The organism is Vreelandella vilamensis (assembly GCF_031451755.1).
Taxonomy (GTDB): Bacteria; Pseudomonadota; Gammaproteobacteria; order Pseudomonadales; family Halomonadaceae; genus Vreelandella; species Vreelandella vilamensis.
The window spans coordinates 162,405-186,607 of sequence record NZ_JARWAN010000001.1 but is presented as its reverse complement, the minus strand read 5'-3'; the positions used below and the strand labels follow the sequence as shown (position 1 = coordinate 186,607).

Genomic DNA, 24,203 nt, shown 5'->3' with positions numbered 1-24,203 from the left:
TCTCTTGGATGCTTTCTACGCCACAGGGACGCTGCCACGTACATGATTGACTCTCGCTTTCGCTTTTCTCGCCAAACGGGCCGCTTTCACCTCGGCGCGCTGGCGGCGTTGTTGGTACTTGTCGGCGGGGCCACGCTAGCATGGTGGCTACTTAATCAGCCGCCGCGCATCGAGCGTCGCCCGCCGCCAGAGCCCACCCCGCCGCTGGTGGAGGTCATTCACACCCAACGCGTTGAGCAAGCGCCAACGTTAGAGGCGTTTGGCCGCGTGGAGGCCGAGCAGCAGGCCAATATCGCTAGCCGCGTGGCCGGCGAGCTAACCCATTTCGGCCAGGACGTGGTGCCTGGTGGCGTGGTGGAACAAGGCGCGACACTCGCGACCATCGACCAGGCCGATTTACGCCTGGCACTAGAGGACGCCGAGGCTGAGCTTGCTAACGCCCAAGCGCAGTTAGCGCTTGAGCAGGGCGAGCAGCAGCGCGCGCGCAGCGAATATCAGTCGTTTGGTCGTGAGCTTTCGCCTGAGCGCCGGGCACTGGTGCTGCGCGAGCCGCAACTACGCCAAGCCCAGGCGGGCGTTACCCAAGCCCGCGTCGCCCGCGATCAGGCCGCGCTGAACCTGGAACGCGCCACGCTCACCACGCCTTGGCGCGCCATGGTGCGAGAGCGTTTAGCCGGTGCCGGTAGCCTGTTAAGCCAGGGTAGCGAAGTGATTCACTTGGTCGGCGTTGAACAGTTTTGGGTGCGCGCTTCCCTGCCTGGGGAATGGTTAGGGTGGCTCGCAGTCGGGGATCGCGTCACCTTAACCAGCCGAGGCTGGCCAACAGGTGAGCAACGCGAGGGCGAGCTGGTATCGATCCTGCCTAACCTGGAAGAAAACGGCCTGCAGGCGCAGGTTTTAATCGCCGTGGAGGACCCGCTAGCACTTGAGAGCAGCGGCCCGGCGCTGCGTTTAGGCGACATCGTGCGCGCGATACTTCACCCCAAACCGCGAGAGGCGCTAATCGCCCTGCCCTCGTCAGCGCTTAGGCCGGGTGATGTGGTATGGACGCTTGATGACGATGACCAACTGCGCCAAACCACGGTTACCCTTGCCTACCGCGGTGAAACGCAGGCGCTGGTGCGCACCGGCCTTGACGCGGATACGCGCGTGGTCGTCGCGGGCTTGGCTCAGCCCAGTGACGGCCAGCGCGTGCGCGTGCGGGAGGCCGCACAATGACTCGCCGTGGCCCGCTGGCATGGATGGTCGACCACGGCGTCGCGCCAAACTTACTGATGATCCTGCTGATTGCCGGCGGCCTGATAACGTCGCTTGCGATCAAAAAAGAGCTCTTCCCCGATTTCGAAATGGAAATCGTCACCGTCAGCATCAGCTACCCCGGCGCCACTCCGGAGGATATCGAGCAGAGCCTGCTGCTCCCCGTGGAGGCCGCGCTTGCCGATGTAGAAGGCATCGATGAGTTTACCGCCACCGCCAACGAGGGCAGCGGCCAAGTGCGCGCCGAGCTCACCGATGGCGTCGACGTGATGCGTGTTTATCAGGATATTCAGCAGGCGGTAAACGCCATCACCATTTTACCCAGCGCCGCCGACCCGCCGCGCTTTACCCTGTCGGGTCGCTCGCGCAGTGTGCTGAGCTTGCAAGTATACGGCCACGTAGGGCTACAAACCCTTCACGACGCGGCCGAAGACGTACGCGCCGAATTACAGGCCACCAGCGGCATTGCCCGCGCGGAGCTCTCCGGCAATCGCGCCCGCGAGATTCAAGTGCACTTAGACGCCGAAGCCATCGAACGCTTCGGGCTGGATCACCAAGCGCTTGCCACGCGCATTGGCACCGAGGCGTTGGATTTGGCCAGCGGCCAACTGACAACTCAGGAAGGCGAGTGGCTAATTCGCTACCAGGGCCGCCGCGACAGCGTTGAGGCCTTTGCTGACCTGCCCGTCATCACCAGTACCCAAGGCGCGCCGGTCCGCCTTGGCGATATCGCGAAAGTCAGCGCGGGCTTTGCCGAAACCGACCGCGAAATTTTCTACAACGGCGAGCCCGCGCTGTCGGTGAATGTGTATCAAATCGGCAACCAAACGCCCACCGGGATCTCTGAGGCTGTCCAAGGCGAGCTTGATCGCCTGCGCGCGGGGTTGCCCGAGGGCGTGAGCCTGGATATCTCCCGCGACACCTCCGAGGTGTATCAAGGCCGGGTGGATCTGTTGCTGAAAAATGCCTGGCTAGGCTTGGCGCTTGTATTGGTATTGATGGCACTGTTTTTAGAAGCGCGCCTGGCGTTTTGGGTAACGCTCGGGATTCCCACCGCTTTCTTGGGCGCCATGCTGTTTCTGCCCTGGCTTGGCGTGTCGATCAACATGATATCGATGTTTGCCTTTATTATTGCGCTCGGCATTGTGGTGGATGACGCCATCATGGTGGGGGAAAATATCTACAGCTATCGCGAGCAAGGCTATTCGCGGCGCGATGCGGCGGTACGCGGCGCGCGGGAAATTGCCACCCCGCTAACGTTTGCGATTCTTTCCAATATCGTCGCGTTTTTGCCGCTGCTGTTTCTCCCCGGCTTTTTAGGGCTGATTTTTGCCACCGTGCCCTTGGTCGTGGTGACGGTATTTTTGATCTCCTGGCTGGAGGCGCTGTTTATCCTCCCCGCTCATTTAGCCCATGCCCACAAGCCGCGCCAAACGCCTGCCTGGCAGCGCCCGCTTGAAGCCGTGCGCCAGCGCATGCAGGCAGGGCTTCATCATGTGACGTATCACCAGTTTGAGCCGTTTTTGCAACGCGCGCTTAACCAGCGCCTGCTCACCGTGGCGGTAGGTATCACCGTGCTGGTGGTCACACTGGCCTGGGCGATGAGCGGCCGACTGGGGTTTTCGCTCATGCCGCGAGTAGAGTCCGACCAGGTACAGGCCAGCATTACGGTGCCCATCGGCAGCCCAATCACCCTCAGCCGTGATTTAAGCCAGCAACTCCTTGACGCCGCCGAGGCGCTAGCCGAGCGTGAAGCCGGGCTTGCCTTTAGCAGCACGCGCACCCAGCTTGACGGCGAAAGCCTACGCGTGCGCCTGGACATCGCCCGTGACAGCTTGGATGACTGGCCTCCCTCACGGATCGCCCGCCAGTGGCGGGAGCTAAGCGGTGACTTGGTCGGCGCGCAATCGGTGCGCTTTGAATCTGACGCTGGCGGCCCCGGCAGCGGGGCGGCGCTGAGCTTGCGCCTCTCACACCCGAGCACCCCGGTGTTGGAAAACGCCGCCAACCGCTTGGCCGCGGAACTTGGCGACTACGGCTTGATCGACATCGACAGCGGCCTAGGTGATGGTAAGCCGCAGCTGGAAATGCGCTTGTCCAACGAGGGGCGCGCGCTGGGCCTTACCGGCCGCGAGTTAGCGCAAGCGCTGCGCGGCCCGCTGCAAGGCGCTACCGCCGTCGAGCAATTTGTCGGCCGCCATGAAATCAGCGTGGACGTGCGCCTGCCGAAAGAGGCGCGCGACAGCTTGAGTGAACTCTACCGCTTACCGGTGCGCACCCCCGATGGGTTGAGCGTGCCGCTTTCGCGGGTCGCGGATATAACGCTAAGCCAAGCCTCAAGCAGCCTGCAACGCATCGACGGGCGGCGCATTATCACCGTCACCGCCGATACCCAAGGCGACACGGCCATTAACCAGGTGCTCGCCACCGTTGAAGAAGACGTGTTCCCGCGTTTGAAAGCCGAGTTTTCCGGGTTGGACATCAGCTTAGGCGGGCGCCAGCAGGACACGGCGGATAACCTCGCCGCATTACGCACGGCCATGTGGCTGATGCTCGGTGCGCTCTATGCCCTGCTGGCGATTCCGTTTCGCAGCTACACCCAACCGCTTTTAGTGCTCGCCGCGATTCCGTTCGGCATCGTCGGCGCCATTGGCGGCCACGTGATCCTGGGCTTTGGCCTCTCGATTATCAGCCTACTGGGGATGCTGGCACTCTCGGGCGTGGTGATTAACGACGCCCTGGTGCTGATCGACTACGCTAACCGCAAACGCCGCGAGGGCTTGGCCGCCCGCGAGGCCATCGTGGCCGCCGCGACCCGCCGCTTGCGGCCGATCATGATGACCACCTTAACCACCTTTCTGGGGCTTGCGCCGATGATGCTGGAAACGTCTCGCCAAGCGCGTTTTATGATCCCGATGGCGATCTCGCTTGGCTTTGGCATGCTGTTCGCGACGTTGATTTTGCTGGTGCTGGTGCCATGTCTCTACCTTGGCCTTGAAAACCTACGCGAGCGCTTCCAACTCACCCACCCAATCCCCAAGGTCACCCCATGAGCAAGACATTCGCGTGGCGGCCATCGCGGCTCGGGCTTAAGCTTTTCGCGATCATTTTAAGCGTCAACGTGGCTATTTCCGCCGGCGTGTTCATGGCGGTGTCTTACAGTATCGACCGCGGCTTTCTGGATTACCTCAACCAAGCCCAGGAGCGCCGTGCCCGCGTGCTAGCAGATGGATTAGTCAACCGTTGGCAGTATCACCAAAGCTGGGAATGGTTAGCGCGCGAGCCTGAGCGCTGGCCCGCTGTGGTGCGCCACGCGTTGGGCCAATCGCACCGCGAGCGCCCCTCGCCGCTGGGGGAAGCGCGGGATTTTGCCCTGCGTGCCCGCGATGGCCGATTTATCATCCCTCAGCAAGCGCAGCGCGCCGGTGATTGGCAGTGGTTGGTATTAAAAGTGGATGAGCACGTGATCGGCACGCTAGGGTTTCGCCCGCCGCAGCAAATGATGGAGCGCATGGAGAGCCGCTTTTTAGAGCGACAGCAACGCAACCTGTTGATTATTGTGCTCTCGCTGGGCCTTGCCTCGTTACTGCTCGCCGGCGGGCTGTCGTGGTGGCTTGGGCGACGCGCGCGGGCGCTGGCCGGCGCCACGCTGCGCTTAACCCGCGGCGACTACCACACCCGTTTGCCCGAACGCGGCCGTGATGAACTGTCGCGCCTGGCGCGGGATTTCAACGTCCTTGCCGCGACGCTGGAAGCCAGCCGCGATGCCCGCGCCCGCTGGGTATCGGATACCGCTCACGAGCTGCGCACGCCGCTTGCCGTGCTGCGCGGCGAGATCGAAGCCATGCAGGATGGCATTCGCCCGCTCAACCAAGAAAACCTAGGCTCGCTCGCCCAAGAGGTTGAGCAGCTGGAACGGTTAGTGGCCGATTTACGCCTGCTCTCGCAAAGCGATGCTGGGGCGTTGGATATTCACCTATCCCCGCTTAATTTAAGCGACAACCTGCAAAACCGCCTCGCCGACGCCGAGCGCTGGCTGAATGACCGCGGGCTTACCTTACATACCAACATTGAAAGCAACGTGACCATTCAGGGCGATGCCCAGCGCCTGCGCCAGCTTTGGAGCAACCTGCTGGATAACAGCTGCGCCTATACCGATAACCCCGGCCACCTTCGCATCACGCTTAAACGCCAAGGGCAACAGGCGGTGCTCACCTGGGAAGATAGCGCCCCTGGCGTACCAGAAAGCGAACTTTCTCGTCTTACCGAACGTCTCTACCGGGTGGAAGGTTCGCGCAGCCGCGCCAGCGGCGGCAGTGGCCTCGGGCTATCGATTGCCAGTGCCCTGATACACGCCCACGGTGGCACACTAGAGGCCAGTAACTCACCGCTTGGCGGGCTACGCTGGACGCTGTTCTTCCCGCTTTTATCGACATAAAAGACCAACACCGCAAGAGACAAACACCGTATGTCCAACGATGCTTCTTTATTAATTGTGGAAGACGAGCCTAAGATTGCGCGTTTGATGGCAGATTACCTGCAAACTCACGGCTTTACGGTGACCACGCTGGAAGACGGCGAGGCGGTGATGCCGTGGCTTGAACAGCAAGCGCCTGCGTTGATTCTGCTCGATTTAATGCTGCCGGGCGTTGACGGCTTAACGCTGTGCCGCGAGATCCGTCAGCACTACCCGGCTATCGCCATCATCATGGTGACCGCCAAGGTGGAAGAAGTCGACCGGCTGCTTGGGCTCGAACTCGGCGCCGACGACTACATTTGCAAGCCTTTCAGCCCGCGGGAAGTGGTGGCACGCGTTAAGGCGGTGCTGCGCCGCAGCCAGGCGACGGATACTGCCGCACAGCCCCCAGCCTCACCGGTCACGTTGAACGAAGATGGCTGGCAAGCGCTCGCTAACGGTCAGGATATCGGCCTGACCGCGGTGGAATTTCAGCTACTGCGGGTGATGATGCACGCCCCGGGGCGTATCTTTAGCCGCGAACAACTGATGGATCACATGTACCGCGATAACCGCATCGTCTCGGAACGCACGGTCGACAGCCACGTTAAAAAGCTGCGCAAGAAAATCGCTGACGTACTGCCCGAGCAAGACATCATCCGCTCGGTTTACGGCGTGGGTTACAAATATGAGCCCGAAGGCTAATCGTCAGCGATTCCCGACCTGCCGATTAAGAAAGGCAATACCGGCCTCAATCGCTTCGTCGTTAAACAAAAAACTGGCGAAGTGCCCACGCCCGCGCAGCAGGTAAAGCTCGCTTTCCACGTCGTGAGCGAGCAGCGCCTGATAAAAATCGGTGGCATGATCCACCGGCACGAGCCGATCCCACGTGCCATGGTAGAGAAAATGCGGCGGCGCGGCCCCTGTCACCTGCCGTGCCGGGGAGGCCCGCACGTAAGCCTCGCGTTTTTGTGCTCGCGTGCCGCCGATAAAATCCACGACTAAGCGGCCATCGTTGAATTTAAGCAAATCGCTCGGCAACCCGCCCGCGAGTACCGCCGCAAGCCGGGCATGCTCGCCACCATACGGCTCGGCCAGCGGCCCTTCAGCCCCTGCCACGGCTAACAGGCTTACCAAGTGCGCACCGGAAGAGAACCCCACCCCCACCATGCGCTCGGTATCCACTTGCCAATCAGCCGCGTTAGCGTGAAGCCATCGCATGGCTTGTTGAAGGTCGTGAAGTTGCGCTGGAAAGTGGTGCTCAGGGGCAAAGCGGTGCTCGATATTGACGGTGACATAGCCCTGCGCGGCAAGCGCTTTGGCAATTTGCTCCATATCTTTCCGGCCGCGGTTGCGCCAGCCGCCGCCGTGCACCACCAGCGCCGCCGGGCGCAGCGGCTCGCCTGAGGTTTCCGGCAGGTAGACATCTGCCCGTAAGACCTCGGGCCAATCGTCGGGCGTGAATCGCCGCGCGGCTTGACGGCTAAAGGGCACTGGTTCGCGCAGCGCCTCTTGCGTTGACGCTGGCTTGCCTTCGCTTGCTTGGTGGGTAACCCCGCAACCACTCAGCAGCAACATTAACGCGCCAATGCCGCTACAGCGCCAGACGGTACGCGCAAGTTTCGCTGTCGGTCTCGTGTGTTGACTTGGTTTCATCGTGGTCGGCTCCTTAACCGTCAAACATCCCCTCCCCTTGGTTAGCTAGTATCCACGCCAGGAACTCAGGCGTCACCCTTAACGTCGTAAAACCCTAAAGCATAACGTCACGTTTATTGCACACTCTCTGCATACGGTTTGCACGCCGACCGGCAATACTTTCAATATCAACTAACCCTCAACATCAACATGACGCTCGGCGTCAACATAGCGTCCAGCGTCTAAACATAAGGAGTTCACCATGAAACTGACACGTGCGTTTTTCGCCTCAGCTTTACTTGCGGCCGCCTTCATTCCCTTCGCCGCCACGGTTAACGCCGACCACCACGGCAATAAAACCGGTGAGCGCGGCAATGTGCCGGAACGTATGCAAGAGCGTATGGAGGAGCGCCGCCAAGCGGTTTACGAGCAGGCGGGCATCAGTGAAGAGAAGCAAACTCAGCTCAACGAGGCACGAGAATCTCACTACGATGCCATGCGCGAAGTGCGCGAAGCGCACTACGGCCGCATGCAGGAAATTCTGACCGAGGATGAGCAAGCCGCGTTGCAGGAGGCAATGCGCGACATGCATAAGGAGTCTCGCGATAAGCGTGGTTATCACGGTGAGCGTGGCATGGCGCCTGACACCAGCGAATAATTCCGCTGAGCTCACTTTTTATTAGTGCCACTTAACGCCCGGTTTTCCGGGCGTTTTGTCGTTTATTACCGCCCTCATGTCGTTTTCCATTCGCTGTTTGTCTCCCCCTTCGCTTGAAGCGTCAGCGTAAACCGCGTATTTTATTTGAACGTTCATTTAAAAAACGTTTATTCAAAATAGACACGCACCGATACGGCTACAGGAGGCCGCCTTTATGGCGAACGACACGTTAACGCCCCCTTCACGCGACCGACTAAACCCCGTGGTTTTCCACGGCAGTGTCGCGGGGATTCTGGTTTTTCTCGTACTCACGATGCTTTTTACCGAGCAAGCGGGGGCCTTTTTTGATGCTGGCCTCGCCTGGGTGAGCAAAACCTTCGGCTGGTATTACATGCTGGCAATTGTGGCTTACTTGGTCTTTGTCGTGTTGATCGGCATGTCGCGCTTTGGCAGCATCCGCCTGGGGCCGGATCACTCGCGGCCGGAGTTTTCGCTGCTTTCCTGGTCGGCCATGCTGTTTGCCGCTGGCATCGGCATTGACCTTTTGTTCTTCAGCGTCGCCGAGCCGGTGGCCCACTACCTGGCCCCGCCCGATCTCACGCCAGAAAGCCAAGCCGCCATGCGCAACGCCGTGGTTCAAACCTATCTGCACTGGGGGCTCTCCGGCTGGGGGCTTTACGTGTTGATGGGGATGGCGCTGGCCTACTTCAGCTACCGCCACCGCCTGCCGTTGGCCATCCGTAGCGCGCTTTACCCGCTATTGGGTAAGCGCATTCACGGGCCGATCGGCAATGCCGTAGACATCACCGCCGTGATATCGACGGTCTTCGGCATCGCGACCAGCTTAGGTATCGGCGTGATGCAGCTCAATTACGGCCTGAACTATATGTTCGACGTGCCGGAAAACCTCTCGGTGCAGATTATTTTGATTGCGCTGGTGGTGGTGTTGGCGACAATTTCGGTGGTGAGCGGCGTGGAAAAAGGCATCCGCCGGCTGTCGGAGTTCAACATGCTGTTGGCGCTTTGCTTGATGTTGTTTGTGCTTTTCGCCGGCGACACCTTGGGGCTTTTGGATAAAGTCGTAAACAACGCAGGCGACTACCTGTCCGGCTTCGTGGCGGCTAGCTTCAATACCTATGCCTATGACGGTGAGGGCGCTCAAGAGTGGAAAATGTGGTGGACGATCTTCTTCTGGGGCTGGTGGATCGCCTGGACGCCGTTTGTGGGCTTGTTCCTGGCGCGTATTTCCCGCGGCCGCACCATTCGTGAATTTGTCGCTGGCGCCTTGTTTATTCCGCTCGCGTTTATGATGGTGTGGATGTCGGTATTCGGGAACAGCGGCATCGACCTCGTCGCCAACCAAGGGGTGACAGCGCTGGGTGAACAAGCGTTGAGCACGCCACAAACCACGCTTTACACACTGCTTGAGTACTATCCGCTGGTCACCATTACCGCCGCTGTGGTGACGGTGTTAGGCATTGTCTTCTTTATCACTTCGGCTGATTCCGGCGCCCTGGTCCTGGCTAACTTCACCTCTATTTTGAGCGACGTAAACCACGATGCTCCGGTGAAACTGCGGATTTTCTGGTCGGCGGTCATTGGCTTAATCACCATTGCCTTATTGATGGCCGGGGGACTTGCCGCGCTGCAAAGTGCCGTGGTGATTACCGCGCTGCCGTTCTCCCTGGTGATTTTTGCCATCATGGTGGGCATGTATAAAGCGCTTAAGCTTGAAGGCAGCAAAGCCGATGCGCGCCGTATGATTGCGGGCAGCGCCCCCGGCGGCGACTGGAAAGAGCGTTTGGACCGCGCGCTGGATACCTCCAACCGCGCCGGTGCCGCCGCGACCATCGAGCATGCGATTCGCCCGGCAATGACGCAATTTGCCCAAGAGCTTGAAAGCCGTGGCCAAAGCGCCAATGTCACCGAAGATACCCTAGAGAATGAGTCACTGCCGCGCTTAACGCTGCAGGTGGATTTTGGCGAAGCTACTAGCTTTGTCTATCAAATCTGCCCGCACCGCCTGCGCACACCAAGCTTTATCCCCGCCGACGATGACTACTACGTGCGCTTGGATGTGCACCTTGCCGAAGGGGGGCAGGATAAAGACCTCAATGGCTATACCCGCGGGCAAGTCATTGGCGATCTGGTCGCTGAGTACGAGCGCCACCTGCACTTTTTGGCCCTCGCCGGCCAGCAGCTTGGCAACGTGCAAGCGATGCCCGGTACCATTGGCGAGCCGCCCGAAGAGGCACAGCAAACATAAGCGGCTTACTGAAAACCGGTTAAGCCATTTATAATCTGATAATCCCGGCCGTCAAACGCCGGGATTTTTGTATCCAGATTAAAGCAAGCTGCGCTGACTCAGCGCGTCATAGGTTTGGTTGGCCACCTCGGTGAGCGCTTGCCAGACGGGGGTCAACGGGGCGTATACCACGGCTTGGCGCTCCATGTTCAAGGCGGCATCGGCCAGGGCGTGCGCGCCAATGCTCGCGGCTTCCCCGCGAAGCTGATGGGCTAAATACGCCACGCGCGCGGGGTTCTCAAGCGAGGCGCTAAGCGTTTGCAGGTAGGTTTCAGCCTGCTGTCGAAACAGGGCGATGAGTTGCTCAACGCTATCGTGGCCTAGCGTGGTCTCTAGTTGCTGCAGGACACGGCTATCGACCAGCGGGGCAGTGGTCATTGAGGGAGGTTGTTCACTCGTTGGCGGGTTGTTTGTGCCTTCGTTAGCCCCTAACTCGTTACCCCCTAGCTGGCGCTTGAGCATTTGGCTTAGCGCATCAAGCGAAAGCGGCTTGGTCAGGTAGTCATCCATGCCCGCCGCCAGGCAGCGCTGGCGATCGCCTTCCATACCGCCCGCGGTCATTGCCACAATCGGCACGTCGGCAAGCCATCCACCGCGCCTGCGCAACGTCTGGGTGAGGGCCAAACCGTCTTGGTCGGGTAGCTGAATGTCCATCAAAATCGCCGCGACACTGCCCTCCTCGACCATACGTTGCGCCTGCGCGGCGTTTTCAGCACAGCGAACGTCGGCGCCTAAATGCTGCAGCATGCCAACGGCGACCTTGCGGTTGACCGCATTATCCTCCACCAAAAGAAGCGATACCCCGCTCAAGTCATTTCGGGGCGTGGTGGGCATGGTCACATCCAACGGCGTGGAGGGCACTAGCGGCAGTTCGCACCAAAAAGTACTGCCAACTCCGAGCTCGCTGTCAACGCCAATACGCCCCTGCATGGCATGGCAAAGCCGTTTACAAATCGCCAACCCAAGCCCAGTGCCGCCGTAGCGTCGGGCCACGCTGGCATCGGCTTGCTGAAACGGTTCAAACAGACTCTGTTGCTGTGTGTGGCTTATGCCACAGCCACTATCTGCAACACGGATGAGTAAGCGCTGAGAGGTAGCCTCGAGCGTCACCGTGACGCTGCCATGGTCGGTAAACTTCACCGCATTCGCCATCAAGTTGAGCAAAATTTGCCGCAACCGAGTAGCATCAATGTGGATCCAAGGCGGTACATCAGCGGCAATATGCGTTTTCAACGTCACGCCCTTGGCGCTCGCGCGGGGCTCGAATAGCGCCACCACCTGCTCAAGCAGGGTAGCGAGTTCAGTTGGCACGGGGTTAAGCGTTAAATGTCCTGCTTCAATTTTGGAGAAATCGAGAATTTCGTTGATCATCTCCAGCAGTTGGATGGCGCTATCGTGAATCGTGCGCGCGTAGTCTTTAAGCTGCGGGCGAGTCAGAGGCTGGCTGAGCATTTCACTCAGGCCGAGCACACCGTTAAGCGGGGTGCGAATCTCGTGGCTGACCATGGCCAAAAAGGCCGATTTTGCCTCGTTAGCCGCCTGCGCCTGCTTGGCGGTCGCTTCCAAACGCTGGCTTAATTGCTCTTGTTCGCGCCGCGCGGCGGTGCTTTCGCGCATCTCTCGTATCAAAAAGAGAATGATTAACAGCGCCGCTAAGCTCATCCCCACAATCAGCGCGAGCAAGAGAGGGTAAAGCTGACGAAGGCGAGCGCGCTCTTCGGTCGCTGACTCAGCCAAGTGCTTGTTGGTGGTAATAATCAAACGTTCGGTGAGCTGCGCGAGCGCCATCAATTCATCTTTGATCACCACAACGGGGAGCGGCGACATGTTCTCATGCGGCTCAAACATTGGGTCGAGGACATCTAGTTGCGCTTCAATGCGGGACAATAACGCACGGGCGGAAGGCATTTGCTCAAGCAAACCACTGATTTCGCCTTCGTTAAGCACCTTTAAGCGGCTGTAAAGCAATTCGAAATGCAGGTTAAGTGTGTCTTGGGTTGCCGGCGCCACTGGGCCGGAAGTCGCCACTAGCAGCTGATTCAGCAGCTGTACGGTATCGCGGTCGAGCTTGTATATCACCCAAGAGACATCTTCGCGCAAACTTTGGGTCAAGTGGTCTTGTCGCCAAGCGGCCAGCGTAGCGACTACCAAGGCAGACGCCAGCAGCAGCACCGCCACAATCGCGACCACGGTCAATCGCCGTGGATAGCGTAACAGGTGGCCTGAGCGCGGGAATAACACCTTAGAGAACATCGATTCTCATGACTTGCCACACCGCGCGAAAACGCATTTTCTCGCTTAGCAGTTCATTATGATAATCAAAAGGATACAGTACCCAGAGTGGCCCATATTCGCGGATGGGCATCGGCTTACCGTCGCTCTCCATCGCTAGTAAGACGTCATACGCGACAAAATCATCCGTAGGGATTTGCACATCGTAGCCATTCAGTGCAGCCACGAAAACATGCTCACTCTGCGCGCCGACATGCGCTAACAGCTCGCGCATGAGTGGTCCACGATAATCGTGGGCCTGATCAGTCCAGGGCGTATCCGTGCGGATGTCGTGCTGCGGCAGCGCCTTGAGCATGGCGCGATCAAAGTGCGCTTCATCGCCGACATTGGCACGGTCGAGAGCCCCGGTGATGGTCAAAATTACCGGACCTTGCGGCAATGGGAGTGCATTGGCATCGCTTTCTTCGTGCGCCAGCCCCTGCGACGTGCTGAGCATCAGCACAATAACGCCCCATCCTAACGTTTTTCCCACAACTGTTTTTAACACAGACGCTTTCAACACAGACGTTTTCAACACAAGCGTTCTTACCACAGCCCCTCACTTTCAGCTTTAACATGCTGACAATAAAACGAGATGACGTTAATAGTACGTCATCTCGTCATTAAGGTCAGTTAGAGAAAATGGGCAAACCGGGTAAGGAGGCCTTGAAATTACGGCTCGATTTTTTCCACCGGTTCGCAATGTACCAAATCTTCGTAAGCGTGCCAGCTGGCATAGCCCAACATCGGCAATATCAACGCCAAGCCAATGTAGAAGGTCAACACGCCGATAATCACACAGCCGGTGAGCATCGCCGCCCACAGCAGCATTGGACGAAAGTTACGCGCCACACTGCGAATACTCGCTTCAATCCCTTCCATAAAGGTTAGGTCTTGATCCATGAGGGTCGGAATCGCCACAGCGGTAATCGCGAAAGCACCAAAGGCCAACACGCCACCGGCTGCCATACCCACGGCCAGCATGCCGAGTCCTTGGGGTGTCGTGAGCAGTGATGCATAAAGCACGTCAGCGCTTGGCGCCTCCAAGCCAAAAAATAGCGCAAACAGCAGTGTCGCAAGCCGAATCCAAGCGAGGAAAAAGATCATCATCATCACGCCCATCATCGCCAACTGCCCCGCGTGCGGTTTCCAACTGCCAAACGCATCGCCCAAATTGGGTGGGCGTCCCCGCTCAAGGGCTTGGCTTACGCCGTAAGCCCCCACGGCCACAAGCGGGCCAATAAACATAAAGCCCGCAATCAGCGGCAACAACCAATGCCAGTAACCCAATTTCAGGGCACCTACCGTGACCCCAATGCTTAGCCCCACCCAAAACATACCGTAAACAAGGCTAATGACCGGTGCACGCCGGAAGTCTTCTATGCCCGCCGTCAGCCATGCTCTGGGTCGATCCATGCCTACCGGGTTGATGCTAATTTTTACCGTCGGCCCATCTGCACGCTCGCGTGTTTTCGTTGTCGTTGAGCTCATCGCATGTCTCCTTCTGTGAGCATTGTAATATTTTCTTAATCACATTCTTTCTTCACTGTAGTTGACTTGCGTCAGTTAACGAGCCGAGTAAGCAACTTATGTACAAAAAATCCACCAGTGAGCTCTGTTGCGATAAAAAAGTTGGTGCATTAGCCATCATTAATAAAAAACCCCAGGCGTATACCTAGGGTTAAGGGCGTATCACTTGCTGACGTATCAGCTGCTTTGTGGTATTAACGCACGATCATCACCGACATTTTAGCGTGATGTACGACGTGCTCAGCATTGGGGCCGAGCACGTAATCGACAAATTTACGTTTGTTGTGCGAGGCCATCACGATGAGGTCAATATCAAGCTGCTTACCGGCTTTGATGATCGCCTCCCACGGCGAGCCATCCACAATGACACTTTGGGTCTGAATATCCTCTGGTACGTTCTCTTGAATAAACGCATGCTGTGCCTCTTTAATGGCGTCATGTGCCTTCTTTGAGAAGTTTTTGGGAAAATAAGCCCCCACCATCGGCATTTTAAAGTCCGGCAACACGGTCACCACATGCAGAGAGGCCCCAAACGTCTGGCACAGGGTAATGGCCGTGGGCAGCGCTTTTTTCCAGGACGCCTCTTCATTGAGGTCCACCGGCAACATGATCTTATGGTACATGACGATCTCTCCTTCAGGCGGACGTCGCGACGGTAACGCTGTCACGCCGCCGGCGTTGCATCATGACAATCAGGCCGAACACCAGAAAGGCCGGAATCCACATCAGCTCCTTGGTCCAGCGATCCACCGGGGCCAGCACCTCAATGATTTCCTGATCGAAATCAAATCCTAAATCCGAGGCCTGGCTGCCATAAGCCACCATATCGACCACGGCCCGCTCATCCTCGAAAAACAGCTCCAGGCCCAGATTTTCCAGACGTTGCTCACCGGTATCGCCGTCCGGTACTGGCAAGGTCATATAGGTAGTCATGGGGTCGCCGTAGGCGTCGGTCCCTGCAATTTGCAAGCGCATGGTGGCGTCATCATCGACATCGCCCAGGGCCTGGACGAATTGTGCCGGCGGCACGGATTCGTAGGGGTCATGGATCATGTCCATCCAGAATCCGGGCCGGAAGAGTGTAAACGCCACCAGCAGCAACACGATGGACTCATACCAGCGATTGCGGGCAATCATGAAGCCCTGAGTGGCCGCGGCGAAGATCAACATGGCAATGGTCGATACCACGAAAATCAAGATCCCCTGTAGGAATGACACATTGATCAGTAGCAGGTCGGTATTGAAGATAAACAAAAACGGCAGTGCCGCGGTACGCAGACTGTAGTAGAAGGCCTGAAAACCAGTGCGAATCGGATCGCCTCCCGAGACTGCCGCCGCGGCGAAAGACGCAAGCCCCACCGGCGGGGTGACATCCGCCATGATGCCGAAGTAGAACACGAACAGATGCACCGCGATTAACGGCACCAATAGACCGTTTTGTGCCCCCAACTGCACAATGACAGGCGCCAACAGCGCCGATACCACGATGTAGTTAGCCGTAGTGGGTAGCCCCATGCCCAGGATCAAACTGAGTACCGCGGTCAGCAGTAAGATCAGCATCAAGTTACCCATGGCGAGCGTTTCCACTACCTCAGCCAATACCAGCCCGACACCGGTCTGGGAGACCGCCCCGACGATAATGCCGGCGGTGGCCGTGGCAATCCCAATACCGATCATATTGCGAGCCCCCGTGACCAGGCCATTCCACAAGTCCATGGCACCTTCGCGAAGGTCCGCCCCCACATCACTACGGTGGCGAAATATCGACGTAATCGGACGCTGGGTGAGGATAATGAAAACCATGAACACCGTCGCCCAGAAAGCGGAAAGCCCAGGAGAAAGGCGCTCGACCATCAGACACCAGATCAGCACGATGACCGGCAGGATGTACTGCAGGCCAACCAGCACGGTAGGCCGCGTCTCGGGAAGCTTATAGATAGGGGTATCCGGGTCGTCAAGCTCAAGCTCGGGATAACCTGATGCCAGTTTCAGCAAGGCGACATAGACCACCGTCAACGCCACCGCAATGAACCAGGGTGTAGCATCGCCGAGCACTGGCTTTAGCCAGCCCAAGCCGTAATAAACGACCAGCGCAGTAATCATCATCAGCAATAGACCGCCGAGAAAACCAACCACCTTGCGCACCAGCGGCTTAGGCGGGTTACTGCTTTCCAGCCCCTGAAGGTTCGCTTTGAGCGCTTCAAGGTGGACGATATAAATCAGGGCAATATAGGAGATCAGCGCTGGCAGGAAAGCATGCTTGATGACTTCCACATAGGAGATACCCACGTACTCGACCATTAGAAAGGCCGCTGCCCCCATGACGGGCGGCATAATCTGACCATTGACCGAAGACGACACCTCGACCGCGCCCGCCTTTTCAGCGGAGAAACCAACACGCTTCATCATCGGCACCGTAAAGGTGCCGGTCGTCACCACGTTGGCGATGGAAGAGCCGGAAATCAGGCCAGTCATGCCTGAGGCCACCACAGCGGCCTTAGCCGGGCCGCCTCTGTAGTGACCCAACAGTGAGAAGGCGACCTTGATGAAGTAGTTACCGGCCCCGGCCTTGTCGAGCAGGGAACCAAAGAGCACAAAGAGGAAAACGAAGCTGGTCGACACCCCCAACGCGATGCCGAATACGCCCTGAGTGGTCAGCCACTGGTGGTTAACCAAACCATACAGACTCACCCCTCCGTGAGAGAGAATACCCGGCATCCACGGACCTGCCAGACTGTAAAGAAGAAAGACCGATGCCACGATCATCAACGGTGGCCCAAGCGCACGACGCGTCGCCTCAAGCAGCAGCAAAATCCCCGCCACCCCGATAATCACGTCCTGCAGTATCGGCGCACCGGGGCGCTGGGATAGTTGTTCATAAAACATGAACATATAGGCGCCGCAAAAAGCCGCCACTGCCGCCAGGACCCAATCCTGAATAGGAATGCGGTCACGAGGTGAGCGCTTGAGGGCCGGATAGGCCATGTAGGCCAGAAACAGCGCAAAGGCCAGGTGAATAGAGCGAGATTCGGTCGCGCTGAACACCCCAAAACCCAACATAAAGGACACCGGAGACGCAATCCACAGCTGGAAGAGTGACCACGCCGCCGCAATGCTTACTAATAGCTTGCCGGGCATGCCGGCCGGCTTACGAGCCCCTGAATCGGTCGAAGCGACCATATCCTCAAGATCAACCGCTGATCCCGAAGCCTTCTTGTTATCCTCAGTCATAAGCGTGACCTGCTCTTAACATTAGACTTGGAATTTTCGAGATGATGCCTTTCGGCATCCCAAACACAGAATGCGCGGCCCCCCTGAGGTGACCGCGCATTCTTCACCGAGGCATGCTTACCTCAGAAGAGCCGTCTTACTCGATCCAGCCCTGTTCGCGATAGTAACGCGCCGCGCCATCGTGTAGCGGCGCAGACAGACCTGATGACACCATTTCTTCCGGGTCAAGATTCTCAAAAGCCGGATGCAGACGCTTGAAACGATCAAAGTTGTCGAACACGGCTTTGACGGTCTGGTAGATGATTTCTTCATCGGCTTGAGCCGTCGTCACGAATGTCGCGGCCACACCGAAGGTCTCAACATCGTCTGGATTGCCTTTATAGAGGCCACCGGCAATGACAGACTTGGAGTAGTAGGGATACTCTTCGACGATGCCGTCAATATCTTCGTCGTTCATCGGGATCAGGCGCGAATCGACGGTCGTAGTGGCTTCCTGGATAGAGCCGTTGGGGTGACCCACGACATAGACCATTGCATCGACGTTGTTATCAGCCAGGGCAGCGGCCTGCTCAGCAGCATCCAGCTGAGACGCCAATGCAAAGGTGTCTTCAGTCCAGCCCTTCGCATCCATTACCACTTCCATGGTGTTGCGTTGGCCAGAACCCGGGTTACCGATATTGACGCGCTTACCTTCCAAGTCGTCAAGCGTCTCAATACCCGAGTCGGCGCGGGCTAGCAGGGTCAGCGGCTCACCATGGACACGGAAAACGGCGCGCAAATCCTCGTAGGCATCTCCCTCGAAGTTACCGGTGCCGTGGTAGGCTTGGTATTGCACGTCGGACTGGGCAACCCCCATATCCAACTGGCCGGACTTAATGCCATTGATGTTGGCCACCGAACCACCGGTTGAAGGCGCGTTACACTTGATGTTGGCGTCTTCCAGACGGTTGACCAGGCGACAGATCGACTGACCCACTACGTAGTAAACGCCCGTTTGGCCACCGGTACCGATGGTGATGAACTGTTCTTCATCCTGAGCCATGGCCGGTGAGGCAAACATGGCAGCGCCTAGCAGCGCGCCAGAAAAAGCCGCGGTAGAAAATACATGATGTTTCATGGATACACCTCTTTATCTTGATGTTATAAGCGTTTTACGCCGGGTAACCGTTAGCACTGAAATATCGTTGGGGCTCCTCTGCTAGGGCACCAAAGTCTTTTCAAGACAGCCTATTACACGCATCAGCTTCACACCGGCTATCTCTACTTTAGCGAAAAAAATGATTTTTAGCGAAGCATACAAAGAGCCGCTAGTGCTTTGCATCATGTGAACAGTCTAGCGGCTCGTAGCGTTTAGGAGACGTTTATTGCTATACGCAAATGACATAAGGCATAACAATGACATCGTTACACCGGTCAATCACGACGCTTTCATGATCAGCGATTTCTTGTCGTCTTTCATAGCGGCGAACTCAGCTTCATAGAAAAACTCGCTTTCGCCAAAGGCTGGTTCCAGATGGTGTAACCAGGTCGCCTCTTCGTTGTACTTGGCGAAAAATGGGCGCTGGATCCAATCGGCATCGCGACCTTGAATCAAGCGCAGCACAAAAACTTTCTCGCCATGAATCTCGGCAACGCCCTGAATTTCCACCTTACCCGGGTCGGCAGACATCGATGGCCCGCGGGCAGTACGCGCCAAGCCCGGCACGTGCTTCATGGCCTCGCGGTAGATCTCGTAAGCGCGCACCAGCGGTACTTCAAAGTAGTGGCGAGCACCGGTATCGCGCTCGACAAACATATAGTAGGGAATCATCCCCAAACGCACTTGTTGGGTCCACATCTTCGCCCACTGCGCCGCATCGTCGTTAATATGCTTTAAAAGCGGCGCTTGGGTGCGAATTTCTGCGCCCGTGGCACGAATACGCCGAATCGCCTCACGGCAAATCGGCGTTTCCATCTCTTGCCAGTGGTTGAAGTGCGCCATAAAGGCGACGTGCTTGCCAGCCGCTGTCAGCTCGCGGAAAAGTTCGAGGATATCCTCAGCGTCCGGGTCGGTCACAAAGCGGTACGGCCAGAAAGTCAGGCTCTTTGAGCCAATGCGAATATCCTGAACGTGATCGAGCTCGGGCTGCATCAGCCCTTCCAGGTACATGCGCAGGTGTTTGGCCTTCATCACCATGGGGTCGCCGCCGGTCATCAGCAAATCCGTGACCTCTATGTGTTCAGCGAGATAACGGTGCAGCGAATCAGCCTCGTTGGAGGCAAACTTCAAGTCCTTATCCCCTACGAACTGCGCCCAGCGAAAGCAAAAGGTGCAGTAACTGTGACATACCTGACCTTGGCTGGGGAAAAACAGCACGGTTTCTTGATATTTGTGCTGCATGCCCGGTAATGACTCGCCATCGAGCAGCGGCAGGTTTAGATCCATCTGCCCCGCCGGGTGCGGGTTAAGCTCGCTGCGAATGCGCTCAATAGCCGGTTTCATTTCAGCCACTGAAGCACCTTGCCGCACCAGCTCAGCGACTTCGTCGTAGTGTTCGGGGAGCAACATGCCACGCTGGGGAAAGGTGAGCTGAAAGACCGGGTCGGCGGGAATGTTGTTCCAGTCGATGAGCTCGTCAATCACGTACTCATTGACACGAAACGGCAGCACCTGGCTGACCACCCGCATATCAAACTGCAGGTCCTCAGGCAGAGACTGAAGCGCCTCAATCTTATCCAATTGGCGGTGGGTATAGACTTTAAACTGACGCGCTTCAAAGGCCTCGGCACTGGGGTCGCCAAGCGCAAAATTGACACGTTGATTCATAACCATCTCCTTGACGCAGCCCGCTATGACAGGCGCCAAGTAATGGTGCCTGCACGCGCGGGAAATAAGGGACGGCTATTGGTACAGACCTAGGGCAAGAGTTGCAAATTTCTGCATCGAATTGCAACGATCGTCGCCAAAAAAGGAAATAAATGAAACAAATGATTCATTTTTCGCTTGGCGTTTTTAGCAGTTTAGCGGTCACTTTTTGCAACTTGGGGGCGCCAATCAAAATTAACCCAAACGCAATCGGCCAGGCGATATAAAAAGCCCGCCACCAACGGCTCACAAAACCTTCCGAAAGCCCCGTATTTGCCCAAGTGATCACAAACGTCATTAACGTGACCATATAGATGGACATTAAAACCGCAAATACCCAACGGGAATAACGTGGCGGAAACAACATGAAGAACTCCCTAAAGCAGCAAATAACCAAAAAGAATATTTTAATTCTTAATTTACTTATTTGCTAACAAAATGCAATGCCAATGGGGAGGGGTCAAACGTTATAGCCCAGCATCGTCGGCAGCCACAGCGCGATGGCAGGGAAAACCGCCACCAACGCCAAGGCGCACGCCATCGCGAGCACAAACAACAATGCCCAGCCCAGCGTGTGCTCCAAGCGGATTTTTGCCACTTCGGTCGTCACCATCAAGTTCACCGCCACCGGCGGAGTGAATTGCCCAATGGCGATATTCATGGCCAGTAGAATGCCAAACCACACTGGGTTCCACTCAAAGTGCTGCATGACAGGGATTAAAATCGGCATCATGATCAGATAAATCGAGATCGCATCGAGCAACATGCCCGCCACCAGTACCGCAAGCATAACGAAGATCAACAGCAGCACGCCGTTGTCGGTCAAGCCGATAATCCACTCAGCCAGATGGCGGAAAGTACCCAGCATCGTACCCGCCCAAGCAAAAATACCCGCCAAGGCGATAATCAGCATGACCACGCCGGAGATAATGGCCGCTTCACCGAATAATTCCCACAAATCACGCCATGAGAGCTCGCGGGTAAGGTAAAGCCCGACTACCGCGCCATAAGCCACCGCCACCACGGCCGCTTCAGTCGGGGTAAAGAGCCCCGAGCGCAGGCCTCCTAGAATCAGCACAGGAGCAAACAGCGCTGGCAGCGCTTGCTTAAACGTCCCTCGCACACTGAGGCGTTCAACACTTTCCCCTGGCGAGCCCTCCCAACCATAACGCTTGGACACCCAAAGCGCCGGAAGCAAAAGTGCCAAACCCGCCAAAATCCCTGGAAACAAACCCGCAGCAAAAAGCGCGCGCAAATCGACCCCAGGCACCACAATCGAATACAGAATCAGCGCCACTGAAGGAGGAATAAGAATCGCCGTTGAAGCGGACGCCGCAATCAAGGTGGCGGAAAATGGCTTGGGGTAACCCGCTTTGGTCATACTCGGCAGCATGACCATCGCCACCGCGGCCGCATCGGCGGGGCCTGAGCCGCTCATGCCGCCCATGATCATACACACCAGTACCGCCACCAGCGCCAGCCCGCCGTGACGCGGGCCAATCAACGCCTGAGCAAAGCGCACCAGACGCAGCGCCACCCCGGCCCGCTCAAAAATCAGCCCGGTTAAAATAAACAGCGGAATCGCAATCAACGGGTACTTGGCAACACTGTTGTAGGTATTGGTGCCGAGCGTTGCCAGCATCTCCGGCGAAAGCCCAGCCAAAATGCCCACCGCCCCGGAAAGCGCCAGCGCAAACGCCACCGGTACTCCCGCGATCAGAAAGCCCGCAAAGGCCAAAATCATCCACACATCAGGGCTCATCGGTGAGCCTCCCGGTCAAACGATCACGGGTTTGCTCAAATAAACGCCATAGCATGGCGCCAGACAGCAGCGGCAGCCAAACGATATACCACCACTGCGGCAACCCAAGCCCAGGCGAGAGCGAGCCCCACTGGTACTCCTGCCAAGCCAGTATGGCGCCGTACCAGGTAATCAGCCCCAGCACGGCGGCGGCGCCTAAGGCTTGAAATACGATTAAAACCTTACGCGGCCCCGGCGGCAGCGCCCGCTCTAACAACCCAATACGAATATGGCGGTTACGCCGCAGCGCCACAGAGGCACCGGCAAAGGTCAGCACCACGAGAAGGAATACCGAAAACTCTTCCGTGAAAGAAAACGAACCGCCGGTCACGTAGCGTGTGACCACATTCGCCAAGCTAATCAACGCAATAATGATTAAAGCAATTGCCCCCAGCCAGCGTTCTGGGCGCGCATCGGGTCTCCCCTGCATCAGACGTACCTTTTAAAACAGTCCCACAGACTTCACCGCCCTTGGCTTTTAAAGGGCCATTCAAGGGCGGTGGAGAAGTACAACAAGCGTTTGGTCAACCGTTAACGGGCGTCGATGGCCGCCTGTGCCGCTTCAACGAGTTCGTCGCCGATTCGCGGCGCCCACTTTTCATAAACGGATTGCGTCGCGTCAACAAACGCCTGGTACTCGGCGTCGCTTAACTCCGTTACCGTCACGCCGCGTTCTTGAATGGCCGCAAGGCGCTCGCTCTCTTGTTCGCGGGTCATGGCGATTTCCCACTCGCCAGCCTCTACCGCCGTTTCCCGCAGCAACGTGCGTTCGTCTTCGTTAAGCGATTGCCATACGCGCTGGTTCACGGCAAAAATCAGCGGGTCATTCATGTAGTTCCAAAGCGTCAGGTGCTCTTGACCCACTTGATCAATGCGCGCCACATCAAACACCGAGAGCGGGTTTTCTTGGCCGTCTACTGCGCCAGTGGTCAATGCCGGCTTGGCATCCGCCCAACTCATTTGCGTGGGGTCGGCATCAAGGGCGCTAAACGTATCTTGGAAAAGCGGCGAGCCGACCACGCGGATTTTTAGGTTCTCCAAGTCGCTCGGCTCATTGATAGGGCCTTGGGAGTTGGATAACTGACGAAAACCGTTCTCACCCCAAGCCAGCGGTATAACACCGCGCGACTCAATGGCCTCAAACACCATTTCACCGGCTTGACCGCCGGTAACCGCATCCACCGCGGCTTCATCGGGAATGAAAAACGGCAGCGAGAAAAGATTAAGTTCTGGCACCTGCGGCGACCAGTTAATCGTTGACCCCACGGCGGCGTCGATCAACCCCGAGCGCATGGCGGAGAACTCGCGAGTCTGATCACCGGATACCAACTGCGAGTTGGGATACACCCGCAGCGTCAGCTCCCCGTCGCTGCGTTCCTCCACCAACTCTGCCCACTTTTCTGCCGCCTGCCCCCAGGGGAAGGCATCAGACAATACGGTAGAGACAGAAAGTTCACGTGCTTGCGCAGAAAGGGAAGCAGAAAGCAGGGCGGCACCGGCCAAGCCGGCAGTTAAACGAGCCATTGAGCGTGTCAGCGTCATAACAAATCCTATTGCGTTATTGTGTTGTCGTTTTTACTGGCGTGAGCCGAGCCAATCAAGGTCGGCTTAGTATTCTAGGCACGTCACAACCGTTGAAGAAAGTCGTACGTTGCGAACGCTACGGCGAACCGCAAGCCCCCGCGTTGCCGGAAAGCGACACACAGTCGCCCACCGAGATACCGCGCTGTTCAAAGTAACCAGCATTGACTTCCAGCGCTGCATGGTAAGGCGTGCCCGGCGCGTAGGCGCGGCAATTGCTCGGCGACGCGGATTCACACGGCGGCATCGTCATGATGGCGACAATCGTGCCGTCGCTATCGATAAAAGCAATATCCAGCGCAATCAGCGTGCGATACATCCAAAAGCCATTGTGGGGCGATTGCTCGCGCGCGTAGGTAAACAGCATACCGTGATCGGCGGGTAGCACTTCGCGCCCCATCAACCCTTTTTGCCGCTGCGCCTGAGTTTGCGCCATTTCCACACTCAGCCGATGCGGGCCTTGCGCGCTGTGAATGACCAACGGGCGCTGCTCTAATGGCGCGGCTTCCCCTTCGCCGTTACTCCCTTGACTAGCAAGCGTCTGCCCCATCCACGTTAGCGGCGTAAACGCTGCTACCAGGGGAAGCGCAAAGGCAGCTGTGAGTAACGCGCGACGTGTCAGGTTCATCGGTT

General features: G+C 57.5%; 19 protein-coding genes. 6 read left to right on the top strand and 13 right to left on the bottom strand.

The window, feature by feature from the left end; all coding sequences use genetic code 11:
• Positions 1-42 precede the first annotated feature (42 nt).
• Genes QC823_RS00845 through QC823_RS00830 form a run of 4 tightly spaced genes read left to right on the top strand, consistent with a single transcriptional unit; the run spans position 43 to position 6,418 of the window.
• A complete protein-coding gene (locus QC823_RS00845) occupies positions 43-1,218 on the top strand; it encodes an efflux RND transporter periplasmic adaptor subunit (RefSeq protein WP_309654460.1) in 1,176 nt (391 codons plus the stop codon).
• Positions 1,215-4,310, top strand: coding sequence for an efflux RND transporter permease subunit (locus tag QC823_RS00840; RefSeq protein ID WP_309654459.1), 3,096 nt, complete (start codon positions 1,215-1,217; stop codon positions 4,308-4,310). Before QC823_RS00845 ends, QC823_RS00840 begins: the two co-directional genes overlap by 4 nt.
• Positions 4,307-5,695 carry an ATP-binding protein gene (locus QC823_RS00835; RefSeq protein ID WP_309654458.1) on the top strand — a complete coding sequence of 463 codons (1,389 nt, stop codon included), beginning with the start codon at positions 4,307-4,309 and terminating at the stop codon, positions 5,693-5,695. Before QC823_RS00840 ends, QC823_RS00835 begins: the two co-directional genes overlap by 4 nt.
• A 30-nt stretch (positions 5,696-5,725) precedes the next feature.
• Positions 5,726-6,418 carry a response regulator gene (locus QC823_RS00830; RefSeq protein WP_309654457.1) on the top strand — a complete coding sequence of 231 codons (693 nt, stop codon included), beginning with the start codon at positions 5,726-5,728 and terminating at the stop codon, positions 6,416-6,418.
• 3 nt (positions 6,419-6,421) lie between these two features.
• On the opposite strand, the gene QC823_RS00825 is transcribed toward QC823_RS00830, so the two are convergent.
• Positions 6,422-7,369, bottom strand: a complete 948-nt coding sequence (locus QC823_RS00825) for an alpha/beta hydrolase fold domain-containing protein (protein WP_309654456.1) — start codon at positions 7,367-7,369, stop codon at positions 6,422-6,424.
• A gap of 241 nt (positions 7,370-7,610) precedes the next feature.
• On the opposite strand from QC823_RS00825, the gene QC823_RS00820 reads away from it, so the two are divergent.
• Positions 7,611-8,006: a hypothetical protein gene (locus QC823_RS00820; RefSeq protein ID WP_309654455.1), complete on the top strand. Its 396-nt coding sequence runs from the start codon at positions 7,611-7,613 to the stop codon at positions 8,004-8,006.
• A 214-nt stretch (positions 8,007-8,220) separates the two neighbouring features.
• Positions 8,221-10,272, top strand: a complete 2,052-nt coding sequence (gene betT, locus QC823_RS00815; protein ID WP_309654454.1) for a choline BCCT transporter BetT — start codon at positions 8,221-8,223, stop codon at positions 10,270-10,272.
• A 78-nt stretch (positions 10,273-10,350) separates the two neighbouring features.
• Here the strand turns inward: betT and QC823_RS00810 are convergent, their stop codons facing one another.
• From QC823_RS00810 to QC823_RS00755, 12 genes are all read right to left on the bottom strand, one after another.
• Entirely contained in the window at positions 10,351-12,564 is a 2,214-nt protein-coding gene (locus QC823_RS00810; protein WP_309654453.1) for an ATP-binding protein, read from the bottom strand.
• The gene (locus QC823_RS00805) at positions 12,554-13,120 is read right to left on the bottom strand and encodes a putative pterin-binding protein (protein WP_309654452.1); all 567 of its coding nucleotides are present in this window, start codon (positions 13,118-13,120) and stop codon (positions 12,554-12,556) included. Before QC823_RS00805 ends, QC823_RS00810 begins: the two co-directional genes overlap by 11 nt.
• A 134-nt stretch (positions 13,121-13,254) precedes the next feature.
• Positions 13,255-14,073, bottom strand: a complete 819-nt coding sequence (locus QC823_RS00800; RefSeq protein WP_309654451.1) for a DUF2189 domain-containing protein — start codon at positions 14,071-14,073, stop codon at positions 13,255-13,257.
• A 233-nt stretch (positions 14,074-14,306) separates the two neighbouring features.
• Positions 14,307-14,735, bottom strand: a complete 429-nt coding sequence (locus QC823_RS00795) for a universal stress protein (protein WP_309654450.1) — start codon at positions 14,733-14,735, stop codon at positions 14,307-14,309.
• 13 nt (positions 14,736-14,748) lie between these two features.
• Positions 14,749-17,343, bottom strand: a complete 2,595-nt coding sequence (locus tag QC823_RS00790; RefSeq protein ID WP_309654449.1) for a TRAP transporter permease — start codon at positions 17,341-17,343, stop codon at positions 14,749-14,751.
• A gap of 136 nt (positions 17,344-17,479) precedes the next feature.
• On the bottom strand, positions 17,480-18,460 hold the full coding sequence (locus QC823_RS00785; RefSeq protein WP_309654448.1) for a TAXI family TRAP transporter solute-binding subunit: 981 nt from the start codon (positions 18,458-18,460) through the stop codon (positions 17,480-17,482).
• A gap of 300 nt (positions 18,461-18,760) precedes the next feature.
• Positions 18,761-20,149 (bottom strand): KamA family radical SAM protein, encoded by a 1,389-nt coding sequence (locus QC823_RS00780; RefSeq protein ID WP_309654447.1) that lies wholly within the window; start codon positions 20,147-20,149, stop codon positions 18,761-18,763.
• A gap of 166 nt (positions 20,150-20,315) precedes the next feature.
• Positions 20,316-20,555: a DUF2798 domain-containing protein gene (locus QC823_RS00775; RefSeq protein WP_309654446.1), complete on the bottom strand. Its 240-nt coding sequence runs from the start codon at positions 20,553-20,555 to the stop codon at positions 20,316-20,318.
• 93 nt (positions 20,556-20,648) lie between these two features.
• Complete coding sequence (locus QC823_RS00770) at positions 20,649-21,950, bottom strand: TRAP transporter large permease (RefSeq protein ID WP_309654445.1); 1,302 nt, start codon at positions 21,948-21,950, stop codon at positions 20,649-20,651.
• On the bottom strand, positions 21,940-22,419 hold the full coding sequence (locus QC823_RS00765; protein WP_309654444.1) for a TRAP transporter small permease: 480 nt from the start codon (positions 22,417-22,419) through the stop codon (positions 21,940-21,942). Before QC823_RS00765 ends, QC823_RS00770 begins: the two co-directional genes overlap by 11 nt.
• Before the next feature lie 101 nt (positions 22,420-22,520).
• The gene (locus QC823_RS00760; protein WP_309654443.1) at positions 22,521-23,531 is read right to left on the bottom strand and encodes a DctP family TRAP transporter solute-binding subunit; all 1,011 of its coding nucleotides are present in this window, start codon (positions 23,529-23,531) and stop codon (positions 22,521-22,523) included.
• A 118-nt stretch (positions 23,532-23,649) separates the two neighbouring features.
• On the bottom strand, positions 23,650-24,198 hold the full coding sequence (locus tag QC823_RS00755) for a DUF192 domain-containing protein (RefSeq protein ID WP_309654442.1): 549 nt from the start codon (positions 24,196-24,198) through the stop codon (positions 23,650-23,652).
• Positions 24,199-24,203 lie beyond the last annotated feature (5 nt).

Excerpts from the sequence above, each read along its gene's own strand:
- QC823_RS00785 (WP_309654448.1), bottom strand. The coding sequence starts at position 18,460 with ATGAAACATCATGTATTTTCTACCGCGGCTTTTTCTGGCGCGCTGCTA.
- QC823_RS00820 (WP_309654455.1), top strand. The coding sequence starts at position 7,611 with ATGAAACTGACACGTGCGTTTTTCGCCTCAGCTTTACTTGCGGCCGCC.
- QC823_RS00780 (WP_309654447.1), bottom strand. The coding sequence starts at position 20,149 with ATGAATCAACGTGTCAATTTTGCGCTTGGCGACCCCAGTGCCGAGGCC.
- betT (WP_309654454.1), top strand. The coding sequence starts at position 8,221 with ATGGCGAACGACACGTTAACGCCCCCTTCACGCGACCGACTAAACCCC.
- QC823_RS00835 (WP_309654458.1), top strand. The coding sequence starts at position 4,307 with ATGAGCAAGACATTCGCGTGGCGGCCATCGCGGCTCGGGCTTAAGCTT.
- QC823_RS00840 (WP_309654459.1), top strand. The coding sequence starts at position 1,215 with ATGACTCGCCGTGGCCCGCTGGCATGGATGGTCGACCACGGCGTCGCG.
- QC823_RS00800 (WP_309654451.1), bottom strand. The coding sequence starts at position 14,073 with ATGAGCTCAACGACAACGAAAACACGCGAGCGTGCAGATGGGCCGACG.
- QC823_RS00845 (WP_309654460.1), top strand. The coding sequence starts at position 43 with ATGATTGACTCTCGCTTTCGCTTTTCTCGCCAAACGGGCCGCTTTCAC.
- QC823_RS00830 (WP_309654457.1), top strand. The coding sequence starts at position 5,726 with ATGTCCAACGATGCTTCTTTATTAATTGTGGAAGACGAGCCTAAGATT.
- QC823_RS00770 (WP_309654445.1), bottom strand. The coding sequence starts at position 21,950 with ATGAGCCCTGATGTGTGGATGATTTTGGCCTTTGCGGGCTTTCTGATC.
- QC823_RS00810 (WP_309654453.1), bottom strand. The coding sequence starts at position 12,564 with ATGTTCTCTAAGGTGTTATTCCCGCGCTCAGGCCACCTGTTACGCTAT.
- QC823_RS00755 (WP_309654442.1), bottom strand. The coding sequence starts at position 24,198 with ATGAACCTGACACGTCGCGCGTTACTCACAGCTGCCTTTGCGCTTCCC.
- QC823_RS00825 (WP_309654456.1), bottom strand. The coding sequence starts at position 7,369 with ATGAAACCAAGTCAACACACGAGACCGACAGCGAAACTTGCGCGTACC.
- QC823_RS00760 (WP_309654443.1), bottom strand. The coding sequence starts at position 23,531 with ATGACGCTGACACGCTCAATGGCTCGTTTAACTGCCGGCTTGGCCGGT.
- QC823_RS00790 (WP_309654449.1), bottom strand. The coding sequence starts at position 17,343 with ATGACTGAGGATAACAAGAAGGCTTCGGGATCAGCGGTTGATCTTGAG.
- QC823_RS00795 (WP_309654450.1), bottom strand. The coding sequence starts at position 14,735 with ATGTACCATAAGATCATGTTGCCGGTGGACCTCAATGAAGAGGCGTCC.
- QC823_RS00775 (WP_309654446.1), bottom strand. The coding sequence starts at position 20,555 with ATGTTGTTTCCGCCACGTTATTCCCGTTGGGTATTTGCGGTTTTAATG.
- QC823_RS00765 (WP_309654444.1), bottom strand. The coding sequence starts at position 22,419 with ATGCAGGGGAGACCCGATGCGCGCCCAGAACGCTGGCTGGGGGCAATT.